The sequence below is a fragment of the Pectinatus brassicae genome (genome assembly GCF_014201835.1).
GTDB lineage: Bacteria > Bacillota > Negativicutes > Selenomonadales > Selenomonadaceae > Pectinatus > Pectinatus brassicae.
In genome coordinates this window covers 1-17,549 of the sequence record NZ_JACHFH010000025.1, presented here as the reverse complement: position 1 = coordinate 17,549, position 17,549 = coordinate 1, and the positions used below count along the sequence as shown (strand labels likewise).

General features: G+C 35.2%; 19 protein-coding genes and 1 pseudogene. All 20 read right to left on the bottom strand.

The annotated features are described in order from the left end of the window. Positions 1–8: 8 nt before the first annotated feature. Positions 9–1,352, bottom strand: a complete 1,344-nt coding sequence (locus HNR32_RS09755) for a flagellin N-terminal helical domain-containing protein (RefSeq protein ID WP_183862133.1) — start codon at positions 1,350–1,352, stop codon at positions 9–11. A gap of 163 nt (positions 1,353–1,515) precedes the next feature. Beyond that, positions 1,516–1,854 (bottom strand): hypothetical protein, encoded by a 339-nt coding sequence (locus HNR32_RS09750; RefSeq protein WP_183862130.1) that lies wholly within the window; start codon positions 1,852–1,854, stop codon positions 1,516–1,518. A gap of 72 nt (positions 1,855–1,926) precedes the next feature. Beyond that, positions 1,927–2,319 (bottom strand): flagellar export chaperone FliS, encoded by a 393-nt coding sequence (gene fliS, locus HNR32_RS09745; protein ID WP_183862128.1) that lies wholly within the window; start codon positions 2,317–2,319, stop codon positions 1,927–1,929. A 57-nt stretch (positions 2,320–2,376) separates the two neighbouring features. After that, the gene (gene fliD / locus HNR32_RS09740; protein WP_183862126.1) at positions 2,377–4,197 is read right to left on the bottom strand and encodes a flagellar filament capping protein FliD; all 1,821 of its coding nucleotides are present in this window, start codon (positions 4,195–4,197) and stop codon (positions 2,377–2,379) included. A gap of 18 nt (positions 4,198–4,215) precedes the next feature. Further along, positions 4,216–4,638: a flagellar protein FlaG gene (locus tag HNR32_RS09735; RefSeq protein ID WP_183862124.1), complete on the bottom strand. Its 423-nt coding sequence runs from the start codon at positions 4,636–4,638 to the stop codon at positions 4,216–4,218. 160 nt (positions 4,639–4,798) lie between these two features. Continuing rightward, positions 4,799–5,023 carry a carbon storage regulator CsrA gene (gene csrA / locus HNR32_RS09730; protein WP_183862123.1) on the bottom strand — a complete coding sequence of 75 codons (225 nt, stop codon included), beginning with the start codon at positions 5,021–5,023 and terminating at the stop codon, positions 4,799–4,801. Beyond that, positions 5,023–5,469, bottom strand: coding sequence for a flagellar assembly protein FliW (fliW, locus tag HNR32_RS09725; protein ID WP_183862121.1), 447 nt, complete (start codon positions 5,467–5,469; stop codon positions 5,023–5,025). Before fliW (HNR32_RS09725) ends, csrA begins: the two co-directional genes overlap by 1 nt. A 204-nt stretch (positions 5,470–5,673) precedes the next feature. Then, entirely contained in the window at positions 5,674–6,108 is a 435-nt protein-coding gene (gene fliW, locus HNR32_RS09720; protein ID WP_183862119.1) for a flagellar assembly protein FliW, read from the bottom strand. 222 nt (positions 6,109–6,330) lie between these two features. Next, entirely contained in the window at positions 6,331–6,888 is a 558-nt protein-coding gene (locus HNR32_RS09715) for a DUF6470 family protein (protein ID WP_183862117.1), read from the bottom strand. A gap of 94 nt (positions 6,889–6,982) precedes the next feature. Then, on the bottom strand, positions 6,983–8,443 hold the full coding sequence (locus tag HNR32_RS09710) for a flagellin (protein ID WP_183862115.1): 1,461 nt from the start codon (positions 8,441–8,443) through the stop codon (positions 6,983–6,985). Between the two features lie 6 nt (positions 8,444–8,449). Then, the gene (flgK, locus tag HNR32_RS09705) at positions 8,450–10,174 is read right to left on the bottom strand and encodes a flagellar hook-associated protein FlgK (RefSeq protein WP_183862113.1); all 1,725 of its coding nucleotides are present in this window, start codon (positions 10,172–10,174) and stop codon (positions 8,450–8,452) included. A gap of 14 nt (positions 10,175–10,188) precedes the next feature. Beyond that, a complete protein-coding gene (locus HNR32_RS09700; RefSeq protein ID WP_183862111.1) occupies positions 10,189–10,635 on the bottom strand; it encodes a flagellar protein FlgN in 447 nt (148 codons plus the stop codon). 9 nt (positions 10,636–10,644) lie between these two features. Further along, complete coding sequence (locus HNR32_RS09695; RefSeq protein WP_183862109.1) at positions 10,645–11,130, bottom strand: flagellar protein FlgN; 486 nt, start codon at positions 11,128–11,130, stop codon at positions 10,645–10,647. Between the two features lie 19 nt (positions 11,131–11,149). Next, positions 11,150–11,440: a flagellar biosynthesis anti-sigma factor FlgM gene (locus HNR32_RS09690; protein WP_183862107.1), complete on the bottom strand. Its 291-nt coding sequence runs from the start codon at positions 11,438–11,440 to the stop codon at positions 11,150–11,152. A 155-nt stretch (positions 11,441–11,595) separates the two neighbouring features. After that, on the bottom strand, positions 11,596–12,009 hold the full coding sequence (locus HNR32_RS09685; RefSeq protein WP_183862105.1) for a flagellar protein: 414 nt from the start codon (positions 12,007–12,009) through the stop codon (positions 11,596–11,598). A 25-nt stretch (positions 12,010–12,034) separates the two neighbouring features. Further along, positions 12,035–12,451, bottom strand: a complete 417-nt coding sequence (locus tag HNR32_RS09680; protein WP_183862103.1) for a flagellar protein — start codon at positions 12,449–12,451, stop codon at positions 12,035–12,037. Between the two features lie 74 nt (positions 12,452–12,525). Then, on the bottom strand, positions 12,526–13,179 hold the full coding sequence (locus HNR32_RS09675) for a ComF family protein (protein ID WP_183862101.1): 654 nt from the start codon (positions 13,177–13,179) through the stop codon (positions 12,526–12,528). Between the two features lie 17 nt (positions 13,180–13,196). Further along, complete coding sequence (gene recD2, locus HNR32_RS09670) at positions 13,197–15,356, bottom strand: SF1B family DNA helicase RecD2 (protein ID WP_183862099.1); 2,160 nt, start codon at positions 15,354–15,356, stop codon at positions 13,197–13,199. Between the two features lie 46 nt (positions 15,357–15,402). After that, positions 15,403–16,605, bottom strand: a pseudogene (locus HNR32_RS14380) (ABC transporter ATP-binding protein); the annotation flags it as partial. Positions 16,606–16,724: 119 nt separating this feature from the next. Then, on the bottom strand, positions 16,725–17,549 hold an 825-nt coding region (locus HNR32_RS09660), incomplete at its 5' end, for an RNA-guided endonuclease TnpB family protein (protein WP_183862095.1).

The following is a 17,549-nucleotide window of genomic DNA, read 5'->3' as shown; positions in this document are numbered from 1 at the left end:
TATAACTATTATTGTAATAACTGTAATACGTTCTGGCTACTGGAGTTAGCCTGAGCAAGCATAGCCTGAGAAGCCTGCATAAGAACATTGTTCTTAGTGTATTCAGTCATTTCTTTAGCCATATTAGCATCACGAATTGTGGATTCGGAAGCCTGTACGTTTTCACTCTGTGTTGTCAAATTGCTCTGAGTGTAATCTAAGCGGTTTTCAACAGCACCGATTTTAGTCTGTTCTTTAAGTGCTTTTTGTACAGCATTATCAAGAACATTGACAGCTGCATTAGCATTAGCACGAGTACTAACATCAAGATTCTGAACAGTACCATCAGTCGATACACCCTGAAGACCAAGTGCCTTAGCACGCATATCAGATAGACCTACGCGGATAGTCTGGCTGGATTTAGTACCAATCTGCATATTAATAGCATTATCATTGGATTTATCCTGCGCACTAATTTGTTCACTCCAAGCATCAAGTACTGAGTTAACAGATTTTTTTACATTACCATCAGTACCAGTGATACTAATAGTAAATCCTGAAATATTACCTGCAGTACCAGCTTGATTAGAAGAAATTGAAAGTGCACTACTGCCATCTGCTGTATACATAGTCAAACCTTCAGCAGTTGTACCTATAACACTATTAGCAGAAGTAGTACCAAATGAAGCACTATTGCCAAATTTATTATAAGCAGTACCAGATGTTGCATTATTAAATACATCTGTCAAATTGCTAGTTCCTACAGAAAAACTGGTAGTTGTTGTCTTACCATTATTTGTATAAGAAATACTAACGGTATCACCTTTTAAAATATTTAATGAATTACCATTACGATCTAACAATGATGATAAAGCTGAACCAAAAGTAGTAGCTGTAGACAAGCTTGAATTAGTATAAGTAACAGTTGAAGCTGTAGAAATTGCTTTATTTTTCGAACCATCAATAAGAAGCTGACCATTATAAGTGGTATTAGCATTATCATTAATTTGGTCTACTGCCTGATTCAGGTAATCCTGAATAGTTTTACGGTCAAAGGTAGTATTGGTATCATTTGCAGCATCAAGAACTTTTTCTTTTAAAGTTTTTAAAATGTCAACTGTTGAAGAAACAGAACCTTCAGCTGTTTTTAACATATTCTGACCATTTTGTGCATTCTGGTTATCCTGGTCCAAAGAACGAATCTGAACACGCATACGTTCGGAAATTGCATAGCCAGCTGGGTTATCAGCTGCACTATTGATTTTCATACCTGAAGATACTTTTTGTAAGCTCTTAGATAAAGCATTATTATTACTGTTCATGATGTTCAGCGTATTGATAGCTGACATATTATTTTTTACTACTAAAGCCATGAGAAATTCCTCCCTGATTTTGGTTAATTTTATTGTCATCTTCCTGGACGACATATTTATCTTAAAAGCAAGGCTCCTGCCGATCGCTCAGTTTGCCCTACTTTCAATTCTATTAATAATATCGGCAACAAATAATAAAACTTAAGTGTTTTATAAAATATTTTTAAAGTTTTTTATTAAATATATTTCCCATTGCCGGCCCTGCCATATAATCATACGAGCGCACCTTATTGTTGCGGTTGCGCATCCGTATAAGCCATGATTGTGACAAGGCCTTTATTTTGACATTCATCATATTAATTTTGGTTAAAAGTTCTCTACCGTCATCCGTTTGATGGTATGTCTTATTAGGAATATCTTCCAACATTTTCTGTAAATCCATACGCTGTTGCAACAAGGAAAAAAACATATCCACATCATTTTTTTTTATAAAACGATGCATTTCCTTGGTAAGCGTATAAAATTTCTTCCATAATATAGCATCTTTAGTTTCTATTGTCATATTCTCAACCTTTACAAGGATAAACATATGCAAAACTGTCGAGGATTAACCCCGCTATCACAAATATTCATATTATGAGGACTGCTTTGCTTTACCTGCTTTTTTCATAGCCTCATGCCAAGTATCGCGCAACTCTACCACCAATTCTTTAGCTTCATCTAGCTTTTCTATATTATTAGCAAGATTACCAACTATTAAAGCACGATAAATATAATCATATAGCGGATAAAGTTCCTTGGCAATCTCATACTCCATATCAAGACTTGACATTAATTCTATCATTACATCCTGTGCCCGCAAAAGAGATGCATTTGATTTTTCTTTCTCTTCTTCGCCAATAAATTTTATTCCTTCATTTATAAACCTTATGGCACCATTATATAGCATTAATGTCAGCATTTCCGGACTTGCTGTCAGTATCTGCTGTCTTCTATACGCTTGCGCTGTATAAGACGCATTTTGCATTAACAAATGCTCCCTTCTGTCTTACCATATACATAATTATATCATTAACTATTTTTCTTATGACCCGCCTAAAAAGCTGGATATATAACTGTATTGTGAATTCTGATTAGATATTGCTGTTTCCATCGCATCAAACTGTTTATATAATTGGTCTTGATACTTATCCATTTCATCTTGAAAAGCAGCCATTTTTTTCTTCCAATTAGCTATTTCATTTCCCCAATTGCTTTGGTCTGATATATTACTCGAATCAGTAACACCCGCTTGTCCTCTTATCCCTGATGCTGTGGCAATATCACCTTTACCAATAGCATCAGTTAATGCACTATTAAGTCGTTTTACCACCCCAAAAGTATTGCTGTCATCATCAGCTGCTGGATTATTAAAAACCTTGTATACTGCATCGGGGTCATCAGCTAAAGCTTTGCGCAATTTCTCTTCATCAACACTCAGTAGTCCACTTTTATCATTATTCCAATCAGCGGAAACACCTATACCTAAATTCGCTAAACTATTATACTTACCACCAATACCTGAAATCGGCTGATTTACTGCTGAGCGCATATCATCAATTAAGCTGCTAAGAGGACTATCTTTATACAAAAGCCCTTTCTTTGCCTTTTCTGTCCAGGATTTTACCTGGTCATCACTCATTTCTTTCTTTTCATCATCAGTAAGAGCCGTATAATTTTTATCGGGTGCTGTATTAACATCACTTTTTAAGCTTTTAAGCAATTCATTATATTTATCGACAAATTCGTTAACATTTTTTACAATTGTATCAGTATCTGTCGTTACTGATACTGTTGTACTACCAGTTCCTTTAGAGACAAGATTGTAGGTTACACCATCAACCATTATTTGATTACTATCAGTCTTATATTCACGTCCATCAATTTTCACACTGCCTGATGTACCTGATAATGCACTAGCTGACATTGACCCGGTTGCATCTCCTGGATTAGCTGGTGTTGCTGAAAAATCAGTACCAGCCATTGCTGTCCCCAAAGTATCAGTAGCAACATTATACGAGCCTAATTTTAATGCATTTAGCAATGTTTGCGTATTAGCCGTACTATCATTAAGTCCTGCCGGCAAATCTCCCGGCAACGCAATTGTATCAACTGTTAAATCAATAAAATTACCCTCGCCGCCTTTTTTATTGTAAATACTAAACGAATCATTAACTGTATCATAATTTCCACTTATATCAGTACCACTATTACTTATTTTATTAGCTAAATCATTTAATGTTCCCTCAGCCAAGTCACGATAACTAAAAGAAATAGTTTGATTTGTCCTAACCTCAGTATCAGTATTCGTATCCAACGATATAGTGCCATCACGAAGTGTAAAACTAATTGCTGTTTCATCCATTTGACTACCAGTCAATTCATAGTCTACACCATCTTTAGTAAATGTCAATTTATCACTAGCTGATGTTTCGCCCGTTACAGCCTTTAAATCAATATTGCTAAGTCCTAATATATCTGATAATTTTATACTACCAGATTCACCAGAAATTCTGTCTATCCCAGTTGTTGATTTTAAATAAGCATTTGATGACATAGAATTAATAGTAACATTATGTGATATATTGGCTGCGCCACCACCAGCTGTAGCTGTAACTACGCTACTATTAGAAGAGGATGCCATCTTAGGTGCCATGCCACTTGATAATGAATACTTATAAATCGTATTGTTCTGAAAATCTGATAACTTGTCATACCACTGATTATAGGCATCCTTTGTCCATTCTGCTGCCTGTTCTTTTTTGTACATTGAATCATATTGTTTTTGCTTAGCCTGCATGGATTGTTTTACCAATGAGTCTACATCCATCCCAGAGGATAAGCCATAAATTCCATTTACTCCCATCTTAAGTCCTCCCTGTACTTATACATTCTTATCTAAAAGCTTACCCAACCATTTTTTTGTTTTCACTAAAGTCTTCATGACCTCTTCAGGTGGAAATGATTTAATCGTTTTTTGCGTTGATGAATCAATCATTTTAACACCTAATTGGTCAAGATCTTCATACCAAGTAAACTTAAGCTCCAAATTCATCTCTGACATTTCTTTATTAAGTTTGTCTGTTAATTTTTTTACATCTTCATCAGATAGTTTTTGTTTATTATTTTTTTTATCATCTATGAATTTATCTATCTGGTCTGTTGCAGTATTTGTTTCTGATACCTGAGCTGTTTCACTAATGTTATTGTCTATATTATTATTTGTTTTTATCTGATTAAAAGAAATATTAGTATTAGTAGTTGTCAGATTTTTTGATGCATTATTGGCAATTTTATCAATCATCATTATTCCCTCCATAGATATTGAAAATTATTCCCTTATTGCTGCAATGTCTTTTATAGTTTTGCAAAACATTGGCATAATTCCTTAATAATATTAATTCATACTATGAATGCAAATCTGTTTAATATGCTAAAATCCTTTACAAATAATTATCGGCATTTTTTTATTTTTTCTTTAATAATTCACCTAAATCAATATCAGAAAATTGTGATGCAGATTTTTTATTTTCTTCTAAAATCGCCTCATAAATTTCCCCTCTATATATCTTTACGTTACGTGGTGCATCAATGGCCATTCGCACATTTCCGCCTTGTACATCAGATATATGTATAACGATATCATCACCAATTGTAATATATTGACCCGGACGACGTGTTAAAACTAACATTATTCACCATCCTCCGTATTTTCTCCTAAGGAATGTTTTGTTGTATAATCAGTGTTTTCTAATATCAATTGTTTTGCTCCAAATGTTCTTTGATTTATTACTATTGGTGCCAAAAGATTGGCTGTTGTTTTTTTAACGTCCCCAGATGGTATTGTTAAAAAAGCAAATATAAGTAAATCAGCCTGTTCTTTAATATCCATTTCTTCTAATATTTCATCATCTATTGTAAATTCATAATCACTAAAAAACACAAACGGATTAACCATAGCAAATGCTAAATCAGATGTGTTTATTGATTGTAAAAACAAGAATGGACTCTCATCTCCATAGGGAATCAAAACAAACTCATGTTCATCTTCAAATGCTGGAATGCCATCTTTAAAATGGATAATCTTTTCTTCGTCTATTTCTATATCACCAAAACGCGTTGTATTTATTTCTTTCATCGAGTGCCTCCAAAAGTATATATTATTCCTCGCACATTAAAAAGTAAATCAATTTTTATTAACTTACTTTTTAATGTGCGAGGGACCCATATTATGTGTAATTACGACTGTGATATTTGTTATTTATTATTGATATATATTTCATTAAACTCACACATACAACATCATGTTTAAGCATGGGTTTCCCTGCCCCTCGTTATAGCTTTAGCTAGCCTGTGCTTGTACTAATTCATGATGTGTTGTATACTGCGTATTTTTCAATATAAGTTGTTTTGCTTCATGAGTTTTTTTATTTATTATTATCGGAGCTAAAAGGTTTGCTGTTGTTTTTTCAACATCATTATCCCTTATTGTCAACAAAGAAAATGTTGCCAAATCTTCCTTCTCATAAATTTGTAATTGATTAAGATCAGCATCATCAATAGGGATTTCGTAATCTTTAAAAAAATCAAATGGATTTATCATCATAAATGCTAAATCACTTGAAGTAACAGACTGCAGAAATACAAAAGGGGCATCATACGGAATCATAACAAATTCATGATCTTCTTCAAAGCCCGGTATTCCCATTGGAAAATTAATTATTTTCTGTTCATCAATGTCAATCATACCAAAGCGTGTAGTATCGATCTGTCTCATCTAAATTCCTCCCAGTTTCATATATATCACCTTTTTATTTGAAAAGAATATAGTATAACTTCCTTTTTATCCTATATAAGTTTTAGCTATTTTCGATTCCATTCTTTTACTTAAAAACGCAATAGATACTTCCCCTTTTTTCACCTGCTTCCTGTCTGGTATTGTAATGCCCCTCCTCCTTTCTAGTTTTTCATCTACTTACAATGCTTTTTATTTTAGCATTTATGCATAAGTATCATAATTATCTTCTGATGTCCACATCCTTACAGATGAGTACTGGTCTACTGAGATATCCACACTTGGCGGTGTATATTCCATTTTATATTTTCCAGCTGTTATCTGCATTTTAGATATACCAGGGTCGATATCGCCATTTACCCTTGATGGTGTAACTGTAAAGTCAGGCGATGGCAGAGTTGTAACCCGAATTTCTTTCGTTGGTGGTATCATTTTATTCTTGCTTATTTGAGCAAAAACGCCCGTTGAAGTACTGGTACGAGCTTGCCGCCCCTCTCTCATTCTACGAGCAATACCCGCAAGAAATTTTTGCTTGCCATCACTGGCCATCTTTTTATTGAATGCGGCATCAGTATATATTCCTAAAGCTTCTCTTGTTTTTCTGCCATCTATCTCGACTTTTATTGGCTCAGCATATACATTCGCACTAGGTGCTTTGTATTCACCTTTACTAGTTGGCTGTGGCATATTAGGATCAGCTTTAGCCATTTTACTTTTAGTCTGTAATACTAAATTACTCGTTCTTATATTTAGACATTGCATATTACCAATCCTTTATTTTATCTATAATCCATTATAAATATTTCTAAATATATTTACTAATTAAACTTCACATTTTTATAAATATGATTAATTATTAACTTAAATAATCAGCAATTGACTGTGGTATTACATTTTTCCCCATAGATATCGATATATTATATATCGTTTGTGCTGTAATTAATTTTGTAGCAAGCTCTGCTGTATTTACACCATTTACATTATTAATATTGCCCTGAATTACAGTATTTTGACCTTCCATTGTACTTACGGCATTAGAATATGCCATATTTCGCGAAGCTAATGATGTTTGAGCTTTTTGTAGTACAGTCTTGGCATTATTAGCTACGGTTATTCCATCACTTGACAACCATTTTTGATTCCCACCATCCATTTGTGCTACAACTGTAAGTAAATTATTCAGTGTTGCTGTGCCATGTGATGAACCAAAAATATCGGTATCACCAAATACATCACTGCCTGTAACATTTACACTATCACGCGTTTCATCAGTCGAACCGCTTAATTTCACCATTGAAATTTTATTATCATCACCTTGATAATTAACTACGTATTGCTCTATAGTATTAAAAGAAAATTCAGTAGTAACACTTGGATCAGTAACTGTCAATCCACTGCCACTATTTGCTAAATTTTTACCAGCTGTAGTAATTGCTCCATTTACATCTTTATCAAAATATAAATTTGTAAAATTAGTACGAACATCTGTAGCCACTTTGTCATATGTGGCTTTATCAGCATAAACAGTCGGATATGTGCCTGAACCACCGGATAATTCAGATAAAGTACTAGTCCCGCTTGGTATTGCCATGCGCCCTACAGCATCCGCTGCCGTTACCGTAGTTTGTCCTGCAGTAATTTTATCTTTATAACCATTTTCTACAAAATCCTGTGAAAAGACATAGCCTGTACTGGTATCTAAATAATAAGTATTACCATCGCTGCCTTTCATATTAAGCATCTGATTCAACCCACCTACCTGCGTACCGCCAGGCTCTTTTGTATCCACTCCAGCTATTCTTACAGTTTTACTAAAAAATTCTGATTGTCCTTCGTTTAATGTTTTTGCCAGGCCCCGTTCTATTTTTTCATCTGATATTTTAAATGGCTCAACTTTATCTTTTTGTCCGGAAAATAAATAACGATCGCCTAATTCACTATTTCCCTGACTGATTGTTTCTTGCAATAATGCCAATAACTGTGATGCAGTCGCTTGATTGTCTACTGTTTGATTTGTCCCATTAGCAGCTTGATTTGTCTGCTCAACAACAGTGGTAAAATGTTCACTAATATTAACCAGTGCATTATCCGTTGCGTTCATCCATGAAATACCATTATTGGCATTAGTAAGAAATTGTTGATTGGATACATCGTTATTGGTATATGATAAATATCTGGAATAGTCCACCGGATCATCTGATGGCCTATTTAATTTTTGCTGTGTAGAATTTTGTTCCATAAGTTTTGCCTGTGTATCATAATTACCATTGAGCGAATTCATGTAATTATTTATCATCATTGTACTACTTACGCGCATTTTTTATTACCTCCCTACGGTTCCTGTACTATTTATTAATTTATCAAGCATTTCATCCATTGTAGTCAATACCCGGGCACAAGCTGAATAGCCCTGTTGATATTTAATCATATTTGTGAGTTCCTCATTCCAGTTTACACCTGATACCGCCTGACGAGCATTATCCAGCTGTGTAACAACTGCGCCCATCTTAGTAACATTATTATCAGCAACACTGGAGGCTGTTCCCAATTCTGTCATGGCATCATTATAGTATGAATACAATGACTTATCATTTGTTGAACTCAATGTATCTCCTGGCGTTAGCACATTGCCATCGCTGCCTGCTATTAATCTGACATGATCATTTATTGCAGCTTCTGATAATGAAGTATCAAACAAGGTGCTAAGTGTAACCGCATTAGATCCATCGGCTCCCCCAGCCGTACCATTTTTAGCCATAATTCTATGATCATAATCTACTATATTGCCACTAGCATCTATATAGTCGCCTTTTTTTGCACCGGTAACCGGGTCTGGCTCATTATTAGTATAAACATTGGCACCTCTGGCTGCTATATAATCGGTGCCACCAGGATCAGTAATTTTTGTATTCACTGTCAGCTCATTAATTATATTTATGCCACGTAATTTTTCTGAACCACTTGCAGTCGTTTTTTCCATATAAGGTTTTTCATATGTGCTGGCTGAATTATTTATCCAGCTATAAGAATTGGCATTTTCACCAAAAAAATTAGTGTCGGTCGTGTTTGCACCATCAATACCATAGCCTTCTTTATGCTGGGCATTAAACGTAGTCAGAAAAAAGGCTGAATAATTAGCAAGTTTGTCAATATAACTTTTATCCTCTGCTACATTATCCTGTACTGCTGATATTTCACCATTTGCAGGATTATAAATCGTTCCAGTTTCTTTAAAAACTAAATTGTAATCAGTAATGCCATATTCATCATTATTTTGTGCCTGTAAATCAAGTGTCAGTTTGCTGTCTCCATCAACAAGCACGCTGCCATTACTGCTTATTGAATATGAACCATCACTTTGTACCGTTACATCGACTTTTACATATTGTGACAGTTTATCGACTAAGCTATCACGTTTATCACGCAAATCATTAGCCATTCCGCCACTGGCTTCAGCCTGTCTAATATTTTTATTCAAATCTGCCAGTTGTGATGTAATATTATTTACTTCTGTGACATCAGATTGCAGCTGTCCATATTGTGATGTAATCTGTTGCTGCATTTGTTGCGCCATTGTTTTTATCTGATCAGCCATAGTAGCGCCAGTATCGCGAACACTGATTCGTGAATCATCATTACTAGCATCCGTTGATAAATCCTGCCAAGACTTCCAAAATTTATTTATAGTACTTTTTAATCCAACATTTTCACTATTTATTTGAGAATCATTAAAAACATTTTCAATTGTTGAATAATTATTTTGTTTTTCTTCATAATACGATTTAGTCGCATTGTCCCGCCAATAATGTTTATCTGCGAATATATCACGTGCTCTCGTTATCGAAGCAGTATCTACACCATTGCCCACATAGCTTTTCCCATACATCGTTATTTGGTCACTAGGCGCCACAGTTGTTAAATTTACACTCTGACGTGAATATCCTTCAGTGCTGTCATTACTTAAATTATGTCCTACAGTATCCAAGGCAAGTTGATGATTTTGTAATCCACTTACCATAGTATTCAATCCTGCAAAGGTCGATCTCATTATACATCCCCCTCTTATATGCTTTGATCAAACATCTTAATCTTTTTATAATTTCCAGCAGGTAAATCCCCGCCTGATTGATAAGACGAATTTCCTGTTGTTTGTGTTAATACATTAATATTAAACGTTATAAATTCCATTTTATTTTTCAATAACAGCCTGTTGCATTCATTGATACGTTTAACCTTATTGGCTAACAATAATACTTCATCATATAAACTAGCAATTTCTGAATTAGCTGATACTAAATCCTCTATTTTACAGGCATTATCATTTAACCAATTTTGTTTATTACGTTCCAATATACGAATATCATTCATTAATATTTCAATTTTATGTGTATGATGTGCAAATTCAGCAGTTGTCTCTACTATTAATAAGTTTTTTTGTTTTTCAACACTTTCATACAGTTGTTTATACTTTACACTTTGATTTTTTAATATATTTATTAAGTATTTCATAATACTGCCTCAAGCTTTAAAATCAAATTTTTTATTCTGTGAAGAAAATTTTTGCTGTCCATCATGTCCGTAATCCGGCTCAGATCTCACCTGCATTAGTGAATTCAAATTAACATTTACTGCTGTCAATGCTCCCTGCATCAACATTCTATTGGCATCGTTCAAATCAGCTGTTTTTTTCACAGTATCTGATAACTCTTTATTAACTGTTTCAAATTTATCTTTTTTTTCTATGGGACAAAATTTTACCAATTGTTTAAATGTTACTGTTTCTTCGCTAAAAAGATTCTTTTGCATCATTTTCTGTAAAACCTGCTGCCTTTTTTGTTCATTTTCGGCAACTTCATTTATAAACTTTTGTTCTTCATCTATTAATTGATCAAGCCTCTTCATGTCTATCGCTAATATGGCTTTTCGTTTATTTTCATTAAGCTCCAACATGTTTAAGTATGTCTTTATAAGGGCTTCAATGATATTTATTAATTCTTCCCACATTTTTATCACTTTCCTTAAATCATTTTAAGGTACACAAATCCAATATGTCATTAGCAGTTCCTTGTGAATCAACTTCATATTTACCACTATTTATGGCTGTCTTATAATTTTCTGCTTTTTCTGCCGACATATCTGCCATAGCACTAAGTTTGTGTAAATATGGAGCAAAATCCTGGCTGGCATTTGATAATAGGATTTCATCTTTAGAATTTGCATTTGCTGCATTTGTTTCTACTCGTGTCGATATTTTTTCAACACTTTTTATATACGTTCCTGCTATAGCATTAATAGAATTAGTATTTAATATCATTTTTTTCCCTCCTCATAAAAAACACCGATATTATTTCATCAATAATATCGGCACTCTTTGCAAATTTATTAACTTTTATATTCAGCTTTTTACAGCATTTAATAAAGGGTTTTATACAATTATCTTTTAATTGCTCCTTGTATCTACATAATCCTTTATTTATTAGAGTACATACCACGACTCTTTTTACCTGTGTTATCTACTTTAGGCTTAACTGGCTGAATTTTTTTACTCATCGAATCAGAAACTTTTTTTATCTCATTGTGCAGCGCTGCTGTACATTCATCACAATAACGTCCGTCACTTATTGGTGCCCCACAACGTTCGCAGGGATATGATACTTCCCCCGAGCCAAATCGGCCTGAGCGAATCATGCGCATAATTGTTTTTTCTTTTATCCCAGTAGCTTCATGTATTTGTTTTATTGTACTGCCTGGATTATCACGCAAATAACTATCTATTATAATTTCATTTTCTTCATCTTTGCGAATGCATTGATTACAAATACCCGCACCTGAATCTACAAATACCTTACCGCACTCTGGACAATTTCTCATTTTATTTGCCATTATCATCCACCCCAATTTCAGCTATTTATACTTTTCTTATAGTCGAATATGTTTCACTACCATTTTTCCCGGCAGTATTCTGCATTTTCTTATTTAATGATTCTGTTACTTTTTTTATTTCATTTTGCAAAGCTGCACCACATTTTTCGCAATATTTACCTTCATTTATCAGTGTTCCACAGCGTTCACAGGGATATTTTATTTCACCGGCATCCAAGAACCTTCCCATACGAATCATGCGCATAAGCGTTCTTTCTTTTATTCCCGTGGCTTCATATATCTGCCTTATAGTACTGCCGGGATTATCCCGCAAATAACTACAAACTATGATTTCGTATTCTTCTTCTTTACGCAGGCACGCATTACATAGACCCGCCCCTGCATCGACAAATACTCTGCCACATTCCGGGCAATTTTTCATTTTATTAGCTATGATACTCACTCCGATTTCTGCTACATTGTAATCTTATTATAAGTATAATCCATATTCACGTAATTCACAAATAAAACTTGTATTTAAGCATCGCTGGCCAAAACCATGCCATAAATTTTTCCTGCACCATTTCTCTGTAAAACTTTAGCACATTCCATCATTGTTGCCCCCGTTGTAAATATATCATCGAGCAGCAAACAATTTTTATTTTTAATAGTAATGCCTGCTTGTAATTGAAAAGCATTTTTTACATTTTTTAAACGTTCTTCACGGCTAAGTTCAAATTGAGGCATAGTAACGGCACATCTTTCCATACAGTCACTATAATTCAAATTTGCCTTTTGTAAAAGCTTTGCAAAAATAAGCTCAGTTTGGTTAAAGCCTCTTTGCTCATAGCGCTTTTTATGCAATGGCACGGCAATTACTACTTCAATATCTGCTGGTAATTTTATCTGCCCTGCCATTTTATTAATAAAATTATGAATACATTTTAAAGCATTCATATCATTTTTGTATTTCAGCCTTGTGATTAAATTCTGCAAAGCACCATGATAATGTCCCAATGCATATATTTGACAAAGTACCCCATAATTTCCTGCTGCAATTGGCAATATATGAAAATTAAAAGTCTTTTCTAAACAAGAATCACACCAATCACCTGTATTTTCAACATATTTTTCACAAGCTGGGCAATGCGGCGGATATAAAAAATCAAGCACTGTCTGTAATATATTCATAAGAATGCTCCATATCTTTAGTTCACTTTATGCGTCAATCTTTCTGCTAAAAGGGTATATCGTTTTTGCGTACGGTTATTTTGCACTGCCGTATATAATGCCTTTTTAGAACCTAATAATATAACCTTTTCTTTCGCTCTGGTAACCGCTGTGTACAAAAGGTTGCGCTGAAGCATTATAAAATGTCCCTGCGTTAATGGTAAAATAACAATCTTGTATTCGCTCCCCTGGCTTTTATGCACACTCATGGCATAAGCCAGCACCAGCTGATTAACTTCCGCCAATTGGTAGTCGACCTCGCTATCGCTATACTCAATCACTATTTTCTCGGAATTTATTACCCTTATAAAACCAATGTCACCATTAAACACATTTTTTTCATAATTATTTTTTATCTGCATAACCTTGTCGCCAACACGAAATATATTCATTGGCGTTTTATATTCCTGCTTATAGCGGGCTGGTGGGTTAAGTGCTGCCTGCAGTAATTTATTTAAATTACTGACACCACATGGCAGTCTGTGCATAGGTGATAATATCTGTACATCTATAAGTGGATTATAGCCTGATAATGGTAATTTTTCCTTACAAAGTTTTACTATTGCTGCTGCCGCTTCTTCTTCATTGGTAATTTCATGGAACAGAAAATCATCACTGCTTGAACAATCAGGCATGCGGCCGGCATTTATGGCATGGGCATTATAAATTATCATGCTTTCTTGTGTTTGGCGGAATATCTCGTCAAGTTTGACTGAATTAATAGCTTCCGAACGCAAAATATCCTTTAGTACTGCTCCTGGGCCAACTGCTGGCAACTGATCCACATCACCAACTAATACCACACGACAACCATCAGGGACTGCATTTAAAAAATGCTGCATAAGCACAATATCCACCATCGACACTTCATCGATAATTATTACATCAGCTTCAAGCGGCTCATCGCTGTCCCTGCCAAATGCATCATCATCCATTTTACTTACACCATTAGCTTCAAGTAAACGATGAATGGTTGATGTTTTTTTACCAGTAGCTTCTGCCAGCCTTTTAGCGGCTCTTCCGGTTGGTGCTCCCAGTAAAATTTTCTGGCCTAAATTTTCCAGTATAGCGATTATCCCTTGAATAACCGTTGTTTTTCCTGTCCCCGGTCCGCCAGTTAAAATAAATACACCATTTTTTAATACTGCCAGCACAGCTTCTTTCTGCTTTTGCGCCAGCTTCATTTGTCCATTATATTCCCAATCAGCAATTATCATATTAGCATTTTTTTCTGATAAAGGAACAATTTCCTCGTTTAACTGTTCTAATCGCTGTGCTACCTGTTTTTCAGCAAAATATAAATATGACGGATAGATAAGCTGCACCCCGCCTACATATTCTGTGTATAAATTGCCCGTCTGCAGCTGCATCTGTAAATTTTGCTGCACGCTGTTATGATCAAGCAGTAACAACTTAGCCGCTTTTTTCACGACAACATCTTCCGGTACACAGCAATGACCGCCAGCTGCTATCTGCTGTAAGGAAAAATCAATACCGGCTATTATACGGCTGTCACTATTTTTTTCTATGCCCAGCCGATTAGCAATCTGGTCAGCGGTCAAAAACCCAATACCATCAATATCACGCGCTAATTGATAAGGATCTGTTTCTATTATTTCAATGGCAAAAGAGCCATATTCCGCAAAAATACGTCCTGCATATGTACCAGAAACGCCATGTGTTTCCAGCCACAGCATTATTTCCCGCAGCTCACCCTGTTCATTATATGAGGCAAATATCTTTTGGGCTGTCTTTTCACCAATCCCTGCCACTTCACATAATTTTTTTGGTTCTTTTTCAATTATCTGCAAAGCATCCTTGCCAAATTTATTTACAATTCTTTTAGCCATAGCCGGACCAATCCCATCTATCGCTCCTGATGCCAAAAATCGCTCGATGCCATCAGCTGTTTCCGGTGTTGATATATCCATTTTTTCCGCTTTAAACTGCTGTCCAAAGCGCGGATGTTTTATCCAATTTCCTTCAATGCAAACATTTTGTCCCATTAACGGTGCTATCATATTTGCTGTAACTGTAATCAATGTATTTTGTTGATCCGGTTTTAACCGAAATACACAAAAACTATTATCAGGGCTTTTAAATATTATTGCTTCAATGCTGCCTTCAATTTTCTCCATAATCTTATCCCAATTTACAATATTATTTTCCGCTGCATTATTATAATCAATTCATTAATTCATCCCAGCGTTTATATTTAGCATCTATTTCCAGCTGTTTAGCCTGGTATTCTTTAGCTATCTGCTGGCTTGTCTCCAGCTGCTGCTGAATCTGCGGGTCGTTCATCTGCATTTCCAATGCTTTCAGCTCAACTTCCAGCATTGCTATTTGTGCCTCACAGCGTTGTAATTCTTCCTGTCGTTTATCTTCATTAAGAATTATAGCTTTCTTTTCTTTAGCTGTTGTTTTAGGTTTTTTCTCAACAGGCTTTTCTATTTTCTTAGCAGTTTTTTCTAATACAGGCTGCTTGATTTGTTCAGCCTCCCACTCAGCTTTTTTTTGCCGATAATAACTATAGTTACCATTATACTGTGTCAATTGTCCTTTTTCTAATTCATAGGTGCAATTAGTAACTTTGTCGAGAAAATATCTATCATGTGACACAACCATAAATGTCCCTGGAAACGACATCAACGCATTTTCTACCGCTTCACGTGCCGGAATATCCAGATGATTTGTTGGTTCATCAAGAATTATAAAATTCGCCCCGCCCATCATTAATTTTAATAATGCCAAACGCGATTTTTCTCCACCTGATAATTCATTAACTATTTTATAGACGTCGTCTCCACGGAATAAAAATGCGCCAAGATAATTACGGGCCTGCTCATCATCAACACCATATTCATCGACGATTTCTGCCAATACAGAATTTGTGCCGCAAAGTTCATCATGATGCTGCGAAAAATAACCTATTTTTACACGATTACCAATTTTTATACGCCCACCAGCTGCTTCCAGCTCACCCATTACCAATTTCAGTAAAGTGGTTTTACCTGCACCATTAGGTCCCACTAATGCCACACCGTCACCTTTGCGTATTTGCATCGATAAATCCTTAAACAGATACTGTTCCGCAAAGCCAAAAGCAATCTCTTCAATTTCTAATACCCGCTGTGCACACTTTTCTGGTGGATTAAACAGAAAATAATTAAAGCCCCCCACATCCGGCGGCAGTATTATTCTTTCTAGACGATTCAATTGTTTTTCCCGTCCGCGGGCCTGCTTGGATTTAATTCCGGCTTTATACTTACGAATATACTCTTCCGTTTTTTTTATGTGTTCCTGTTGTTTGATAAAAGCAGATTCCAGAGCCGCCCGTCTATCATTGCGTACCAGCATAGCCTTGCTGTAGTTGCCATTATATATCTGAACCTCCCACGACTAAAGTCGCAGGGTTCCTGCTTCATAGATAGTTGCGCAAAAAACACGTCTTACATTATCTCCACAGGCTATCCCCGTAGTTCCTACGGTTCTTATATATGTTATTACACTGCTGTGTTTAAAATTCTTAATCCTTCATTGCGAATGTTTATGGCGGCATTTATATCTCTGTCATGATGTGATTTACATTCAGGACATTCCCACTGTCTTATAGTAAAGTCTTTTATTTCTTTGTTTTGATAACCACAATTATGACAAAGCTGACTTGATGGATAGAATTTATCTATTTGCATTATTTCTTTGCCATACCACTGAGCTTTATATTTTAGCTGACGAGTAAATTCTGACCAGCTGGCATCTATAATGCTACGGGCAAGTTTGTGGTTTTTCAGCATGTTATTTACTTGTAAATCTTCTAAGCAGATAACATCGTAGTTTTCTATAAGTTTGCGAGAGAGTTTATGCAGCATATCTTTTCGCTGATTTGCAATACGTGCCTGTAATCTGGCCACTTTGATTCTTGCTTTATTTCTGTTTGCGCTGCCCTTTGTTTTTCGGGACAAGCTTCTTTGCAGTTTGGCAAGTTTTTCCAGTGACTGTTTGAGGTATTTATGATGGGGATGTTTGCCGCCATCGGAGGTAATTGCAAATTCTTTTAAGCCAAGATCGATACCAACATAGTTGTCAGTTCGCTTAAAAACAGGTTTTTCTACTTCGGTGCAGCATAGAGATACAAAGTACTTACCATCAGGCGTTTGTGAGATTACAGCATTTAATATTCTGCCTTGTGGTATTTGTTTGTCTCTTATTTTTACTTTACCCAGCTTGGGAAGCTTTATCTTTGTTCCCAAAAATTCAATGTTGCCATTGGTAAAGTTTGTCTTGTAGGATTTATGCCTGTTCTTTTTTGACTTGAATTTAGGAAAACC

What these genes read in the sequence shown, in the direction of transcription:
- HNR32_RS09750 (WP_183862130.1), bottom strand. Translation starts at nt 1,854, where the DNA reads ATGACAATAGAAACTAAAGATGCTATATTATGGAAGAAATTTTATACG.
- HNR32_RS09685 (WP_183862105.1), bottom strand. Translation starts at nt 12,009, where the DNA reads ATGGCAAATAAAATGAGAAATTGTCCAGAGTGCGGTAAGGTATTTGTA.
- HNR32_RS09675 (WP_183862101.1), bottom strand. Translation starts at nt 13,179, where the DNA reads ATGAATATATTACAGACAGTGCTTGATTTTTTATATCCGCCGCATTGC.
- HNR32_RS09715 (WP_183862117.1), bottom strand. Translation starts at nt 6,888, where the DNA reads ATGCAATGTCTAAATATAAGAACGAGTAATTTAGTATTACAGACTAAA.
- HNR32_RS09690 (WP_183862107.1), bottom strand. Translation starts at nt 11,440, where the DNA reads ATGATATTAAATACTAATTCTATTAATGCTATAGCAGGAACGTATATA.
- HNR32_RS09755 (WP_183862133.1), bottom strand. Translation starts at nt 1,352, where the DNA reads ATGGCTTTAGTAGTAAAAAATAATATGTCAGCTATCAATACGCTGAAC.
- HNR32_RS09710 (WP_183862115.1), bottom strand. Translation starts at nt 8,443, where the DNA reads ATGCGCGTAAGTAGTACAATGATGATAAATAATTACATGAATTCGCTC.
- flgK (WP_183862113.1), bottom strand. Translation starts at nt 10,174, where the DNA reads ATGAGATCGACCTTTGCAGGATTGAATACTATGGTAAGTGGATTACAA.
- csrA (WP_183862123.1), bottom strand. Translation starts at nt 5,023, where the DNA reads ATGTTAGTTTTAACACGTCGTCCGGGTCAATATATTACAATTGGTGAT.
- fliW (WP_183862119.1), bottom strand. Translation starts at nt 6,108, where the DNA reads ATGAGACAGATCGATACTACACGCTTTGGTATGATTGACATTGATGAA.
- HNR32_RS09700 (WP_183862111.1), bottom strand. Translation starts at nt 10,635, where the DNA reads ATGAAATACTTAATAAATATATTAAAAAATCAAAGTGTAAAGTATAAA.
- fliS (WP_183862128.1), bottom strand. Translation starts at nt 2,319, where the DNA reads ATGCAAAATGCGTCTTATACAGCGCAAGCGTATAGAAGACAGCAGATA.
- fliD (WP_183862126.1), bottom strand. Translation starts at nt 4,197, where the DNA reads ATGGGAGTAAATGGAATTTATGGCTTATCCTCTGGGATGGATGTAGAC.
- fliW (WP_183862121.1), bottom strand. Translation starts at nt 5,469, where the DNA reads ATGAAAGAAATAAATACAACGCGTTTTGGTGATATAGAAATAGACGAA.
- recD2 (WP_183862099.1), bottom strand. Translation starts at nt 15,356, where the DNA reads ATGGAGAAAATTGAAGGCAGCATTGAAGCAATAATATTTAAAAGCCCT.
- HNR32_RS09695 (WP_183862109.1), bottom strand. Translation starts at nt 11,130, where the DNA reads ATGTGGGAAGAATTAATAAATATCATTGAAGCCCTTATAAAGACATAC.
- HNR32_RS09735 (WP_183862124.1), bottom strand. Translation starts at nt 4,638, where the DNA reads ATGATGATTGATAAAATTGCCAATAATGCATCAAAAAATCTGACAACT.